Genomic DNA, 15667 nt, shown 5'->3' on the forward strand with positions numbered 1-15667 from the left:
TTTTCTGATGGGTGGTTCAGGAAGCCGGTTTGTTTTTTCCGCCGGATTGGCGTTAGTTTGTGCCGTTGTTCTTTGTTTTCCGTCAAATACGCTAATGGTTTCCCCGGGAGATTCGGGGAATGAAAAAGGAATCGTGTGAAAATCACGAGCAGACGTTGCTACTGTCAGTGACCATAGAAAAGGGTTTGCCCTCGATGTCCATTGTTCTGCCCAGGGCGGGATGAGAAGGACGGCAAATACCGTCACAAGCCAGGAGACTTGCCTTAGCCATATTGATTCAGCCTACACGCTTCTGGGCTTCCATCAAATCTTGACTTTCTCTTATCTTCCTGTCTTTCAAGGGCTGGGTGGGGTGTGTCATTGTGTTGGGTGTTCCGCAGCGTGCGGGTGTAGGGAGTTCGGCAAAGAATTCTGTACCATTATTAAACAACCCACAAAATGGTCGCACACAACCTCGGCTATCCACGAATCGGTAGCCACCGCGAACTCAAAAAGGCCAGTGAACAGTACTGGGCCGGAAAAATTACGCATGACCAACTGGTCGAAGCCGGGCAACACATCCGGCGCGACAACTGGCTCACCCAGCAACAGGCCGGCATCTCGCTCATTCCGTGCAACGATTTCTCGTTTTACGATCAGATCCTGGATTGGTCGCTGACCATCGACGCCATTCCGGAACGGTTTCGGCCGCTCGCCGAAAAACCGGGGGGGCGCGAACTGGATCTGTATTTTGCGATGGCCCGCGGCTATCAGCAGGATGGTCTGGATCTCATTGCTCTGGAAATGACAAAGTGGTTCGACACCAATTACCATTATCTGGTTCCCGAATTCAGCAAAGCGCAGTCGTTTTCGCTGCGTTCCGGGAAAGTTTTCACGGATTTTGAGGAAGCCAAAACCGTATTGGGCCGTATTCCAAAACCGGTTTTGCCGGGGCCGGTAACGTATCTGTTGCTGGGAAAAGAAAAAGAGGACGGTTTTCACCGGCTGGATTTGCTCGAACGACTGCTGCCGGTGTATGAACAGATTCTGAGCCGTTTGGAAGCACAGGGTGCCGAATGGATTCAGTTTGACGAACCGGGTCTGGTGCTGGATGCGGACGAGCAACAACAGATAGCTTACGCTACGGCCTACCGGTTTTTGCGCGAACGGTTTCCAAACCTGAAATTTCTGGTCGCTTCCTATTTTGAATGTTTCGGCGAAAATCTGACGCTGGCGACGCAATTGCCCGTCGATGCGCTGCACATCGATCTGGTTCGCTGCCCCAATCAACTGGATGATCTGTTAAACACGGATTTTGTCGATCGGAAAACCATCCTATCGCTGGGCGTGGTGGATGGCCGGAACATCTGGATCAATGACCTGACCCGTTCACTCAGCCTGATTCGGAAAGCCACTGACGCCCTGGGCCAAAACCGTGTGTGGATAGCACCTTCGTGTTCTCTACTGCACACACCCTGCGATCTGGATGCGGAAACGGAAACCAGCGGTTTAACGCCCGAAATCAAACAATGGCTGGCTTTTGCCAAACAGAAACTGGGCGAAGTGGTTAAACTGGCAACGATTGCGGCTCAACCCGACCGCGAACAGGCGAGGAGCTGGCTGGTTGAAAATGAGACGGTTCTGGTCGCGCGCCACCAATCCACGCTGATCAACCGACCGGACGTTCAGCAACGGGTGAGTCAATTGACCGACAACGATACGCACCGGCAGTCGCCGTTCTGCCAGCGTCAGTTCCTGCAACATCAGCGATTAAACCTGCCACTTTTCCCAACCACCACCATTGGCTCTTTCCCGCAAACCGACGACGTACGCATCAACCGTTCGAAGTTCAAAAAAGGGGAGAAGACAGGGGAACAGTATGAAGACTTTATTCGGATCGAAACCGAAAAAGCCATCCGCTGGCAGGAAGAAATCGGTCTGGATGTGCTGGTTCACGGCGAATTTGAGCGCAACGACATGGTCGAATACTTCGGCGAGTTGCTCGATGGGTTTGCCTTTAGTCAGAACGGCTGGGTGCAGAGTTACGGCTCGCGCTGCGTCAAACCGCCGATCATTTACGGCGACGTTTACCGCCCCCAAGCCATGACCGTTCGCTGGGCCGAATACGCGCAATCGCTGACCAAAAAACCGGTCAAAGGGATGCTGACCGGCCCGGTGACGATTCTGCAATGGTCGTTTGTTCGGGATGACCAGCCGCGCCGGGATACGTGTATGCAGATCGCTTTCGCCATCCGGGATGAAGTGGTCGATCTGGAACGGGCTGGTATTCAGATTATTCAGATTGACGAGCCGGCCATTCGGGAAGGCTTGCCGCTGCGTCGCGAAAACTGGGAAACCTACCTGGACTGGGCCGTGAAGGCGTTCCGGGTGTCGGCATCGGGTGTGCGCAACGAAACCCAGATTCACACGCACATGTGTTATTCGGAATTCAATGACATCATTCAGCCCATTGCCGATCTGGATGCCGACGTGATTACGATCGAAACCTCGCGGTCGCAGATGGAATTGCTGGATGCTTTTGTTCAATTCAATTATCCGAACGAAATTGGCCCCGGTGTCTACGACATTCATAGCCCGCGCGTGCCAACCACGGAAGAAATCACCGCCTTGCTTCAGAAAGCCGCCGGCGTGTTGCCGGTTCGGAACCTGTGGGTCAATCCGGATTGTGGACTGAAAACCCGTCGCTGGCCAGAAACGGAACAGGCACTCAAAAACATGGTGCAAGCTGCCCAAACGGCGCGGAATCTGGTGATTGAGAAGGGGTGAAAAGAAATGGTAAATGTAAAATGATGAATATCGAATGTAAAAGTATTCTGAAATTCGGGAGTGCTAACTTCTACATTTAGCGTTCATCATTCTACATTTATCATTGAAAACAACGCATGGAAACACAAACGAAAAAGCACGAAACCGTCGGTTGTCCGCGTTGCGGAGCGGCTTTTGAATGCAAGGTGGGGAGCATTACCCTCTGCCAGTGCATGGCGGTTCAGTTAAGCGAAGACCAGCGGGATCACGTTCGTTCCCAGTTTTCTACGTGTTTGTGTGCCAGGTGTTTGCAGGAAGTTCGAACGGAATACAACCAACAAAAGCACCAGGAAGGACTGATCAGGGAGAAATAAAATGAGCCGAAGCGTTTTATCGCAGAGCTAAGCGGAGTAAAAAGGAGTTACGCGGAGAAAACTCTGATAAACTCTTTTTTTACTCCGCTTAGCTCTGCGATAAAAGGTCGAAGTGGGGTCCGCGTTGTCGTCGGGAATTTCCACGAAAGCACAAAAAAACAGAACACCCGGCCATTCCGAGCGATTCGGAAGGACCGGGCGTGTTCAGTCAGAACCTCATGACGCGAGCCGGTAACATCAGCGGTTCCCCTGGCGCTTCGTTATCATAGGTAGGTCGAGCCAAAGGCTTCTGTGCCGGATATACGAGTCAGGGTCGAAAATGGTTGCGTTGAAGTGAAAAAAAGTTTGGGGCTGAATAATCAGGCTATCTTCTGTCGTTCTTCTTCAATAATTTTGGACAATTCATCCTCGGTCGGCAAATTGATAAGGTATTTGCTAACAAAGACCTGCTGAGACAAACCTGCCGTAGCATATCTGACCAGATTATCGTTTTTGCCTGCGCACAGGATAATGCCGATGGGCGGGTTGTCTCCGTCAGAAACCTCGTTTTCGCGGTAGTAATTGAGATAGACGTTCATCTGCCCGGCATCGGCATGCGTGAATTCGCCCAATTTCAGGTCGATCAGAATGTGGCATTTCAGCATGCGGTGATAGAAGACCAAGTCAATTCGATAGTGTGTGTTATCGAATGTAATCCGTTTTTGTCTTGCTTCGAAACAGAATCCACGGCCCATTTCCAGCAAAAAAGTCTGAAGATGGTTTATAATTGCCACTTCAAGATCGGTTTCGCTGTAGTCCGCTTTTTCTTCCAGCCCCAGAAATTCCAATACATACGGGTTTTGAAACATATCTTCTGCTTTTGGCCCTTCACCCTGCGCATGTTGAGTCAAAACCGTTTGTTTGTCAGTGCTTAAACCCGTGCGCTCAAAAAGCATACTGTTCATGGCGCGTTGCAATTGCCGAACCGACCAGTTGTTTTTGATGGCTTCTGTTTCGTAGAATGCGCGTTTCAAAGCCGTTTCGGCCTTTAGCAGCTCAATTATATGGGTAAAACTTAACCGGTTGATGAGTACATTGGCATCTGTACTCAACAGATTGGGAGGCTGAATTAATGAGGTTCCTAACGTAAATTCCTCCGATTTTATCTGTTTAGATAACCACTCAGGGCGGACAATCTCTTCTAAATCGAAACCGTATAATTTTCCAGTCAGTGACTGGAAAATCTGTGGATATTCGAGGTAAAACTGTTTGAACAAGTATAAATTGCTTTCGGAAAACCCTTTGATGGTTTTGCCTCTTCGGGCAATCTCTTTCATTATCTGCTTGCCATATCGAGCCCTATCCGACCCTTGTAGTTCATACTCAGAGATATAATAGCCAAAAAGCCAGTTTCGAATGGAAAGTGCAACATTAACCTGTTTCTGTGCCTGATTCTGAAAAAAATGATGGGTGTCGGTAATGGCCAAAATTAATTCGTCAATGGTTTTCAGTTCTTTCTTATTGCTCATACGATGAAACTATCAAAAAATCTGCATCACACGCAAACGACAAAATCGAGCTTCCTGACTTCTGATCGGGTCGGAAGCGTCGGGTAATGACTTTGTTAATTTATGTGTATGTACAAATTTATGAAAAAGAATGAGAAGGCATTCGATTTCTACCATCCGGTGGATTCCCGAAACGCCCTGTCAACTCCACATTTTAAAGTGCAGAATCCCTTGGCATGTTTCTAAAACGGAACCTCCACCGGAACCGGTTGCCAGTTGTGTAAAAACCGCACGGTGAACCGCAGGCCGTTTTTGAACAGAAACTGATCGATGACTTTATTCAGAAAGGCCGCGTCGACGGAGCCGTCGTCCTTGTACCGGAGTGCTCTCTGATCCGGGTTGAAGGGCAGAAATTTGTCGGCCTGGGGCAGGTATTTCAGCAACTGACCGCGGAGTTTAGAAAGTTGGAGCACATCGTCAAAACCATTGATCGGGTTGATCAGTCCGTCAAAATCCGAGCCGACGCAGAGGTGATCCCAGGGCGAGGTGTTTTCGATCCAGTTCAGGGCAGAGTAGCCGACGCGGACCGCATGAACCAGGTGCAGACACAGCAGCATACTGTGGCGCTCCTGCTTCGATGGGGCAATTCCCCCAAAAAGCGACTCGGTGGCACCTGGTAACTTCCCATCCCGAAACATCTTTTCCCATTCCGGGCGGGCAATGTGTTCTTCTTCAAAAAAGCGGTCTCTACGGCTGTCGACCGCCGGATTGGACGCGCCCAGGATTCGCTGATCGAGGCTGATGCCCATCATCCCGTTCGACAGCATGATCTCGACAATCTCTTCATCGAACAGATTAATCGTCCAGGGATTGCCAAAAAGACCCTTGTTGATGAGATCGTTGGTTCGCCCGATGCGCCGGTTTTCCGGGGCTACCTTGCTGATCGGTTGCCCACCTTCGCTGCCGGTCGTCGATTGAAATCGTTTGTTTTCCAGGTAATCGTCGAGGGTGTAAAACGTAAAACCGGTGTGGGAGGTCATGATCGGCAGCCGCTCCACCTCGGGGTCGATGATAGCCAGTTGCTCCCGATACCGGTAATAATGCAGCCGCGTATACACGCTCATGTGCTTCACGTCGATAAGTAGGGGCTTCGTCGGATGTGTCAGGGCCTGTTTGATCACTTTCTTGCCCAGTTCCGTCAGGCCCAGTCCGGTTTTCGGCATGAAGTCTTCGCTGGCAAAAGCCAGTTGCGACGTTTTGTTCAATCCCTGCGCAAAACCGCCCAGCGGCTGTTCCGGGATGTGGCTCAGGTGACACAGATTGATGCTGATGAAATCGACATCCGGCCGGTCCTGCAATTCCTTCAGTTTCAGTTCCGGGAACCGGGAGGGCAGCGTTTTCCGGATCGGGACGTCCGACAGATTGTGGCCCCCTTCGATGGAAAACGAGAAATACCGCTTGTCGCCGACGGTTAGCTTCGCCGTCACCTCATCCGGGCTCAGGCTCGCCCAGGTGGTGCGGTTCAGGTATTCAATCTGATACGGCGGTTTACTGAGTTCAGCGGCAGTTGCAAGATGAAAATCGATCTGTTTCTTAAATTCCTGATAATAAGTCGTTTCACCGTTTCGGGTTCGGTTGAAAATGTCTTTGTCGAGCGGCAGTACGCCGGATAAATCAGCCCCGAAAACGTGCAAAACCCGGTTGGCAAACGCGTGCTCGACGCTCAGCAGAGCAATGACCCCGAGCCGGAGCGAACTTTGGGAAACCTGAAGCGGGGAGGATTGGCTGTCGAACGGGCCGCCAAACAGATCGTTCAGAAATTGTGCAAGCCCGGTCGTTTTGACGTTCTCGCTGAGTTTAAACTTGCCGCCGTTTTTAGTCACCGTAATCAGGTGTTTGAACAGCAGGTGGAAGTGAAAATCGAATAGGTTTTCCATGGGAGCGTTAGCGGGCTGAATTTTCAAGGATCGCATTCACGAGCTGGAAGCGTTGCAAAGCCGTGTCGGCCCCCGTGGGTTCTACCGACTCGAACCGGCTGGGCCGGTTGGCAAACAGGCTGTTTTCCAGTTGCTTCGAAAAAGGTGACAGGGCGTCGTCCTCAAGGGATTCCTGACCACCCCGTTTGTTTCCGAACAGCCAGCCGTGAAATTTATTCCAGTAGGTTTTCGCCAGTTCGCCGTAGCCCTGGAGCGTGGCAAAAAAGGCATGTTCATTCCAGTCGTTGTAGGCATCCTTCAGGTCCACAGCCGGAACCGGGGCGGTTTTGAGGAGCTTTTCGACATCCAGCATGCCGTGTCCAAAGCCTTTCCGGGGTAAGTCGTTTTGTCGGCGGGCCGACGACGCCAGGGCGGTTCTGAAGGCTTCCACGCGTTTCCAGCCTGCGTAGGCCGGGTCGCTGAGCACATCCTGGTAAGCCGCCAGCCAGCAGGCAGCAGCCGCGGCAATGTGGGGCGTGGCGTAGCTCGTGCCGTTGCCGTACGCAAAATCCTCCTGCTGGCTGGCGTTCCAGATCGGTACGTAAATCGCCTGCCCCGGCGCTGTGATGTCGACGGCCGACCCCCGGCTCGACCCCGGCCACTCCCGATCCAGCGGGTTGGAAGCCGCCACGGCAATGGTTCCGGGATAAACCGCCGGGGCCACTACCGCCTGAACTTCGTTACCGGCCGCGCAGCACCAGATAATGCCTTTTTCGTACGCTTTTTTGGCCATTTTTGCCGTGGCGATGGTCGGCGGCAGGCCCATGCTCATGGTGATGATGTCGAATCCCTGCTGAATGGCCATGTCCAGCGCCGAAGCGAGCTGCTGCTGCCGGTTGATGATGATGACGGTTTCGGCGATTCGGTAGGGAATGAGCTTGAAATTAAAATCCGTCAGCAGACCGCAGTTGCCTTCGTGGGTGATCGGGGTGTTTTTATTGCCAATCAACAAACTACCGGTTCGGGTGCCGTGTCCCGGTTGTTTTCCCAATCCAATGGTTTTGGGGTCAAAGGCCGTGGTAGGGTCGGCGGTGTCCAGAAAATTGAAGTCGTGGTCCAGATCATACCCACCCCGGACTTTTGAGTGATCCGTAAAACCGGTATCGAACTGTACGATCTGAATGCCGCATTTGCCGGGCGATTTGACATTCGGCAGCTTTTCCAGTTTGTCGAAATTCGTCGCGAACCAGTTCCACCGGCGGTAATTCAGTTCCGGCTGATTTTTGTAATACCTGCTTTCGGCGTACGCTTTGATAAACTCGCTTTCGTTCCATTCACCCGTTCCATCATCGAATAGAATATCAGATTCGGTGCCGGTGCCTTTCGAAGAGCCTTGAACCATGAATCCCGTATCGGCATTCAACAGCAGCGGAACGTCGGCTTCGGCGTTGATGATCCCGGGAATTTTCAGCAAATTCTGCGCTTCTTCATTGACGTTCCCGTTAAACGGAAACTGCACCGCAAACAGCTCCACTTCGCCCTCGACGGCCGAACCGGGCATTGCCAGCGTAATCGTTACTGCAGGCCCGTAGATGGCTTTCAGTATGGTTTCGATCTGAGTAAGGGTAGCGGTTTTGTTCGGGGCGGTAATCAGAAACTGGGCGCGTCCGGTCGTGGACGAAGAAAAAACGGTATCCATAGCTGATTCTTTGGGGAGTGAAGACGGAATGGCAACAACCTTCTGGCGGGTGTTGCCGGTTGGCATGGGCTGACTCAGTTGCCGGGCCACAACGTTCGTTTTTTTGAGCAGCGTGTCCCGGATTTTTGCCATTTCGGCGGATAGGGTGCTTTCCTGCAGGGCCTGAATAATCTTGCTGATTTTTATGCCTTCATTCCCAAACCAGTCGATCTCATCATCGGGCGTATCCGGTGTGGCAATGGTTCCTTTTTTGGTCAGAATCCGGTTTTGTTCATCCACTCTCGGCAAACCCGAATGGTGCAACGCAATGATTTCGCAGGTACCCAGACCGACGACCATCGATCCGGAAGAACCGGGAAGCGTATCCGATTCGTAGATCAGGCGGGTGTCGGTTTCGGAGAAAAAGGCGGTATCTTTCAGCACCACTTTCTTGAAGTCGCCTTTGGGGTGCTGAATGATGACGCAGGATTCACCCTTGATGATTTTGCCCAGATTCCCGTCCAGATTCACCGGCGGGTAGTTGGCGAGCGGTTCGCCGGAGGTTCCGAAGGGCTCCAGGCCGATGAAGGTAAAATCAAGCCCGGAATGCGGGATGTTCGCGTGGTAGTCGAGGGTTGAGGTAAGAAAAAACTTGGCAGAATTTAGCTTGAAGCAGGGCGATTTCTTGGGAATCTGGTTGATATCCAGCTCGTAATCAAATTGAGCCAGCATATTGACCGCATCCTGCGGATTTTCGATGACGTGGTGGTTCGTGATGATGATGTCGTCCGAAACCAGAAAACCCGTGCCGATGGGCCGACCGTCTTTGAGCAACCGACAAACCGCCCGGGCAATGCCGGACAGTTTATCGAGCACGTTTTTGTCCTGAAAATTGACAATGCCGTTGATGCGCTCGATGGCACCCAGGGCGGAGATGCCCTCGCGCCGGAGTCGCAGTTGAACCCGGTCCAGGTCATCTTCCAGACTGACCAGCGGGATTTCGCCCTCCCGAACCCTGGCAAGGTTTTTCTCGTCTTCGGCAAACCGGGGTTCGCGGTAACCGAACCGGTCGGCCACCTGCTGAACCACTCTCCAGCGCGCAATCATAAGTCGTAAAGGTTTAGGAAGATCAGATCCGGGTTATGCAGTTCAATGATCATTGAAAGATAAATTGACCGAAGCGGATCGTCCCTGAACTATTTAGGGAACGGTTGACCGTTCCCTAAAACCTTTACGCATTGCGCAATGAATTGAAAATGAAATAATTATCATTGATAAATTTTAGACGTCCGATCGGCTGCGTTACGGCAATTGATAGGCCACCACATAATCGCCCAGTTTCGTTCCCAGCTTGCCGTGGCCTCCGGCGGCAATGACCACGTACTGCTTTCCGTTGAGCTGGTACGTCATCGGCGTGGCCTGCCCGCCAGCGGGCAGCGGAACCTCCCATTGCAGGCTGCCGTCGCTGGTTTTAAACGCCCGGAAATGTCCGTCCAGTGATGCGGCTACGAAAACCAGTCCGCCCGCCGTGGCAATGGCCCCGCCAAAGTTGATCGAACCCCATTGTTTCGCTTCGGGAAACTGACGCGGATCGAGCATGAATCCCAGCGGTACTTCCCATTCCAGCGTACCTTTTTTGAGATTGATAGCCGCCAGGGTTCCCCAGGGCGGGGCGGTTTGCATCGTTAAACCGGTTTCCGTTTTGGCAAACAGATAGCTGCGTTTCATCACGTAGGGCGTGCCGGACTGCATACCGGTTTCGGCCCGCATCAACTCCTGGTCGTTTTTGACCGTTTGTGCCAACTGGGCTCTCGGAATCAGGGTGATGGACGCAGCCAGTCGGTTGACATTGGTGATCAGCAAGCCGGATTCGGGGTCATAACACATCCCGCTCCAGTTGATCCCGCCCACATTGCCCGGTGCAACGAGGGTGCCTTGGAGCGAAGGGGGCGTAAAAGGGCCTTCGTAACGAAGGGCGGCAATCCGGCGTTGGGCGGCCGCTTTCGCGTCGGGCGTCAGGCCCCAGGCTTCCGGTTTTTGCAATCCCAGCAGGGGAAGCGTCGCCGGAAAAGGTTGGGTGGGATGCGCTTCTTCCCCGGCCATGTCAGACGCCGGAACGCGCCGTTCCTCGACGGGCAGTAGCGGAAGGCCGGTTTCGCGGTGCAGGATAAAAATGTGACCCATCTTCGTGCCGACGGCCACTGCCGGAACCGGTTTTCCATTTTGGTTATACGAAAACAGCAGCGGCTGGGCCGCATTATCATAATCCCAGAGGTCGTGATGAACCGTCTGGTAACTCCACACCACTTTTCCGGTGGAAGCCCGGATGGCGACGATGGAACTGGCGTTGGCGTTTTTGCCCAATCGTTCTCCGCCGTAATAATCCGGGCTGGGTGAGGTGGTGGGAATGAACACCAGGTCCCGTTCGGCATCCGCCGAGATGACCGACCAGGCGTTGGCGGCCCCGGTTTGGGTGGCACTGGCTCCTTTCCAGGTCTCGAAACCGGGATCAGTTTTGGAACGCGGAATGGGATCCCAGCTCCAGCGTAATTTTCCGGTGAGTGCATCGTAGGCCCGAACGACGCCCCGTTCGTAATTAAACCGCTGGTTGTCGCCCATCGACGACCCGACAACGATGGTGTTGCCGATAATGGCGGGGGGCGAGGTGACGCTGATGTTGCCGACGCCCTGCCGCAGATCAACGGTTCCATCTTTTCCGAACGAGGAGACCGGCTTGCCGGTTTTGGCATCCAGCGCAATGAGCCGACCATCCAGCGTGGGAATCAAAATCCGTTTGGCGGTACCAGAAGCGGTTTTATCATTGGAAGCGGGCCAGACCGACACGCCCCGCGAGGTGATTTCGGAGAGTTCCTGCCGCAAATAGACCTCCGGATCGTACGACCATTTCTGCTGGCCGGTGGCGGCATCGATGGCAAACACCCGCGACGAGGGTGTACTGAAGAAAAGCGTTCCGTCGACCATCAACGGCGTCGCTTCAAAAGCCGCTTTTTCGTCGGCGCTTGTGCCTTTGTATTGCTCCAGTTCACCAGTCCGAAACGTCCAGGCCACAGATAACTGTTTGACGTTGCCGGTGTTGATTTGTTTCAGGGGTGAAAACCGCATACCGCCCGGATCGTTGCCGTAAGCGGGCCATTCGACTGACCCGCTGGTTTGCGTTTGACCGATGACGGGAATGGCTGCATAAAGAAAGAGAAGCGTTGAAAGGAGGTAGTTCATGGGGATGGTTTCTTCCGAAATAGACAGTTTTATCTGGATGAATAAAGCCAACGACACGCACTGATCGGAAAATACGATGGCTGCCTGGCTGGGACAAAGATGTCCGTCTACGGGCGCTAAATCGCCATTTTCCGATCGTCAAGAAGTTCACGCCGACCGGGACGAAGTCGCCGTGGCCCGAAATTGCGCCGGTGTCTGCCCCGTCAGCCGCTTAAACGCCGTGTGAAAAGCCGAGGTGGAATTGTAGCCCACCCGCTCGGCAATTTCGTCGATTTTCAGGTTAGCCGTGCCGGAATCCTGTAACAATTGTTGCGCTTCACGCACCCGGTAAGTCGCCAGCAAATCGAAGAAACTTTGTTCCCGCCGGTCGTTGAGCAGTTGGGAAAGATGATGGGAGGAAGTCCCGAGCTGTTGTGCCAGTTTGGGTAGGGAAAGGTCGCTTTGGAGAAACGGTTTTTCGTCCTCCATCAAGCGCGTCAGCTTTTGTAAAACCGCTTCTTCCACTTCTTCTGATAGCGCCGATTTCTCGTACTTTTTGCGGGGGGATGGGGCTTCAGGCTCCGGATCTGGTTCTTCAATGAAGAAATTGGACCCGCGCATCACCAGAAAACTGGTGGTATAAATGAGCAGGGTGAGGTAACAGGCCAGAATGTAATCGCCCAGATCCTCGTAGAATTGGGGCTTGATAAAAACCGCCAGGAGGGGAAAAGACAGGTTCAGGAGAATCAGGTTTCGGAGTTGGGCCAGTTGGGTAGGTGCTGGCTGGAACAACGAAAGCCCCCGTTGGCGAAGCGCTTTGCGAATATTGAGGAAGGAGAAGAAGGCGTAGATCGCGCAACCCAGCATGGTCATTTCACTGACGTAATCGCGCAGGTTCGTGAAGTCTTCCGGCAGGTATTCGTCGCTGTCTATATACGCTAGTTCGGGGTGATAGGCATGGAGGTAAGAGTTGTATTTAAACTCGATGGGTTGGTAGAACCAGGTGATGGAGTTGATGGCCCAGATGATGGCGGGCAGCATGTGCCAAAACCAGCGCTTGGGCAGCCGCTGATGAAGCCGGGCAAAAACGAAGAAATAGTACAGCGGTCCGAGCGTAAAATTGACCGGTTCTGAAAAGTCGATCAGCCAGAGCACCTGGAACATGTAATTGGTGTAGCACAGGAAAATTTCGGCAATGATGGCCGACAGTCCCAGCATAAACCAGCCGAGGCACCGGTTTGAAACCACCCGCCCCCGTTCGCCCGTCAGGAAAAAGATGCCGAGAAAAATTCCCTGGGCCACTCCCAGCAGAATGATCAGGGCAAACAAATCAAGGTGAACCGGCTGGGTCTTCATAGGCTACAGCAATGCGTTCGTAAGATACAAAAAAGACCTGCAAGGTTTTTAAAACCTTGCAGGTCTACATCAAACCATCAAGACAAGACCCGTAAGGTTTTTAAAACCTTACGGGTCTGCGTAATCGTTATTTCACGTCCAGTCCAAACGGCAGACGGGCCTGAATTCCTTCCATCCGTTTCAGCGTTTTGAAGTATTTGACGTAGGGGGCCAGGTCGCCGAGGGTGGCCTTCATGCTTTCCTCGTCGTTGCCGGTGAAAGATTTGACCAGTTCTTCAATGGCGTTCTTTTTCTCCGGTGTATACCGGACGCGGTAGTCTCCCGCTTCCAGTTTAGCGGCTTTGGCGGCCAGTTGAATGGCTCTGTCCAGCCCGCCCAGTTCATCGACGAGCCCGTTGGCTTTCGCCTGAACGCCCGACCAAACCCGGCCCGACGCCAGGGCTTTCAGGCTGTCGACCGACAGCTTGCGGCCCTGAGCGGCTTTACTGGTGAAAATCTCGTAGCCCCGGTTGACGCTTTGTTGCAGCACATTCTTTTCGAAAGACGTCATTTCGCGGGTGAAAGACGGAAAATCGGAGTGCGTATTGGTCACTACGCGGTCGTAGGTGATGCCCAATTTATCCTTGAAGAACGCTTCCGTGTTGAACAGCATCCCGAAAATGCCGATGGAACCCGTAATCGTATTGGGTTCGGCCACAATCTGGCGGGCGCCCATCGCCAGGTAATACCCGCCCGAAGCCGCATAATCGGACATCGAAGCAATCACCGGTTTGGCTTTATTGGCCAGCACGATTTCGCGCCACATCACGTCCGACGCCAGCGCACTGCCGCCCGGCGAGTTGACCCGAATGACGATGGCTTTCACTTTTTCGTCCAGACGCGCTTTCCGGATTTGCTCGGCCACACGGTCGGAAGCAATGTTTTCGTCGTCTTTTCCGGACACAATTTCACCGTCGGTTACGATGACGGCAATGCGGTTTTTGATGTTTCCTTCTTCGACGTATTTCTTGGCGTTTTCGTATTTACCCAGCGAAATGAAGTCAATTTTCTTCTTCTCATCCACTTTGAGGGACTTGCGAATGTCGGTTTCCACTTCATCGTAATAGGCCACTTTCGTCACCAGCTTGGCCCTCAGGGCGTCTCCGGCGGTTTGAACGGAGAGATTGTCGGCCAGTTTCTTCAAGTCCGGAACCTGCAAGCCCCGGCTTTGGGCCACATTCGCCAGAAAATGGTTGTTGAGGGAGTTCAGGAAGGACGTGGTTTGTGCCTTGTTGGCTTCACTCATATCTTCCCGAATGAAGGGTTCGACGGCACTTTTAAATTCGCCGACCCGGAAAATTTCGGGTTTGATGCCCAGCTTGTCGAAGGTTCCTTTGAAAAACGTGTATTCGGCATCTAAACCGTTCCATTCCAAAGCACCAGCCGGATTCAGGTAAATATTGTCGGCTACGGATGCGATGTAGTAGCCTTTTTCGGTCATCACTTCGCCGTAGGCGACGACGAATTTCTTCGATTTTTTAAAGTCGATGAGGGCGTTCCGGATTTCTTCGAGCGATGCCCAACCCGTTTGCGGGTATTCGGTCTGGACATACACCCCTTTGATGTTCGGATCCAGTTTGGCGTTGGCCAGTGCCTGTTTCAGGTCGATCAGGCCGATGACATCGCCAGATGAATTGAAGGGGCCAAAACCGCCGAATGGGTTTTCAACGCCAATTTCACGAATGGGACTGTTCAGGTTGAGTTTCAAAACGGAATTTTCCTTCACCGATACTTCATCGCCGGATGCCGCCGAAAAAGCAGATCCGATTGCCAGTACCATCAGGAAGGCCACGAAGGTGAATAACAGGATACCGACGATGGTTGCAAAAACGTATTTAAAAAACTGACGCATGTTTTGGGTTGACGACTGACAATTAGTGAATTAGAAACGAGAAAAAAGACCAGCGATGTGAAACTTGCGACGGTCCGTTGTAATGCCCTTTCAATGGTACCATTTCGTGCATTTACACCTAAAGCATAAGGTACGCGAAACAGATTGAAACTCACACCAAATCCACAACAAAAATAAAAAGGAGACGGCTCCCCATCTCCTTACTTTATGTTGAATGTGACTATTTGAGGAAGAATGGAAAGCAGAACGGAAGGGAGGAAAACCGCCCGTCAGCCCGTCTGCTTTTTTTCGTTTCCGTTCCGGTTATTTCGCCTGGTTGCGGATCAGCAGCCAGTAGTCTTCAATGGACCGGCGAATGACTTCGTGTGCTTCCTGCCGACCGTAGACGTTGACGATTTCGCACGTCATCGGTTCGCCGGGTAGGTTTTTGTACGTCAGGAAGTAGTGTTTCAGACGTTGCACCACGCTGTCGGGCAATTGGTGCAGGTCTTCGTAGCCTTTATACATTCCGTCGCCTTTCAGGATGGCGATGATTTTGTCGTCGGCTTCCCCTTTGTCCAGCAAGCGAAAACCGCCGATGGGGATGGCTTGCAGAATGATGTTTCCGTGGGTGATGGCGTGTTCGCTCAACACGCAGATGTCGATCGGGTCACCATCGCCTTTCTCGATTTCACGACCGGAGCGTTCGCGGGCCAGGGAGGCCACCTGCTCGTCGCAATAGGTCATCGGAATAAATCCGTAGAGCGCCGGAACGATGTTCGAGTATTTCTGCGGGCGGTCGATTTTCAGATAGCCCGTTTCCTTGTCAACTTCATACTTCACCGTGTCGGTCGGTACAATTTCAATGAAAGCCGTCACTTGTTCCGGAGCGTTTTCACCGATTGGAATCCCATGCCAGGGATGTGCTTTAAATTGATTGTTCATCTTTTTTATAGTCGAGTAACTAAATGCGGTTGGTTGGTATGGTTGTAAATGGTCAAGAATGGTTGGTATGGTTTTAATGG

General features: G+C 52.6%; 9 protein-coding genes and 1 riboswitch. Of the genes, 2 read left to right on the plus strand and 7 right to left on the minus strand.

The window, feature by feature from the left end; genetic code table 11:
- The first annotated feature begins 78 nt into the window (after window positions 1–78).
- Window positions 79–280, plus strand: a riboswitch (cobalamin riboswitch).
- 158 nt (window positions 281–438) lie between these two features.
- Both metE and ACO064_RS22975 read left to right on the plus strand, forming a co-directional pair.
- Complete coding sequence (metE, locus tag ACO064_RS22970) at window positions 439–2766, plus strand: 5-methyltetrahydropteroyltriglutamate--homocysteine S-methyltransferase (RefSeq protein WP_421829549.1); 2328 nt, start codon at window positions 439–441, stop codon at window positions 2764–2766.
- Window positions 2767–2882: 116 nt separating this feature from the next.
- Complete coding sequence (locus ACO064_RS22975) at window positions 2883–3119, plus strand: cysteine-rich CWC family protein (RefSeq protein ID WP_421829550.1); 237 nt, start codon at window positions 2883–2885, stop codon at window positions 3117–3119.
- Window positions 3120–3478: 359 nt separating this feature from the next.
- On the opposite strand, the gene ACO064_RS22980 is transcribed toward ACO064_RS22975, so the two are convergent.
- From ACO064_RS22980 to ACO064_RS23010, 7 genes are all read right to left on the minus strand, one after another.
- Complete coding sequence (locus ACO064_RS22980; protein ID WP_421829551.1) at window positions 3479–4627, minus strand: PDDEXK nuclease domain-containing protein; 1149 nt, start codon at window positions 4625–4627, stop codon at window positions 3479–3481.
- Window positions 4628–4848: 221 nt separating this feature from the next.
- A complete protein-coding gene (locus ACO064_RS22985; RefSeq protein ID WP_421829552.1) occupies window positions 4849–6543 on the minus strand; it encodes a hypothetical protein in 1695 nt (564 codons plus the stop codon).
- Between the two features lie 7 nt (window positions 6544–6550).
- A complete protein-coding gene (locus ACO064_RS22990) occupies window positions 6551–9307 on the minus strand; it encodes a S8 family serine peptidase (protein ID WP_421829553.1) in 2757 nt (918 codons plus the stop codon).
- Window positions 9308–9502: 195 nt separating this feature from the next.
- The gene (locus ACO064_RS22995) at window positions 9503–11437 is read right to left on the minus strand and encodes a pyrroloquinoline quinone-dependent dehydrogenase (RefSeq protein ID WP_421829554.1); all 1935 of its coding nucleotides are present in this window, start codon (window positions 11435–11437) and stop codon (window positions 9503–9505) included.
- Window positions 11438–11584: 147 nt separating this feature from the next.
- Complete coding sequence (locus ACO064_RS23000; protein WP_421829555.1) at window positions 11585–12772, minus strand: helix-turn-helix transcriptional regulator; 1188 nt, start codon at window positions 12770–12772, stop codon at window positions 11585–11587.
- A 127-nt stretch (window positions 12773–12899) separates the two neighbouring features.
- Complete coding sequence (sppA, locus tag ACO064_RS23005) at window positions 12900–14663, minus strand: signal peptide peptidase SppA (RefSeq protein ID WP_421829556.1); 1764 nt, start codon at window positions 14661–14663, stop codon at window positions 12900–12902.
- Window positions 14664–14966: 303 nt separating this feature from the next.
- On the minus strand, window positions 14967–15587 hold the full coding sequence (locus tag ACO064_RS23010; RefSeq protein ID WP_114409390.1) for an inorganic pyrophosphatase: 621 nt from the start codon (window positions 15585–15587) through the stop codon (window positions 14967–14969).
- Between the last annotated feature and the right edge of the window lie 80 nt (window positions 15588–15667).

This window comes from Larkinella sp. (assembly GCF_965227735.1).
In the GTDB taxonomy this organism is placed as follows: domain Bacteria; phylum Bacteroidota; class Bacteroidia; order Cytophagales; family Spirosomataceae; genus Larkinella.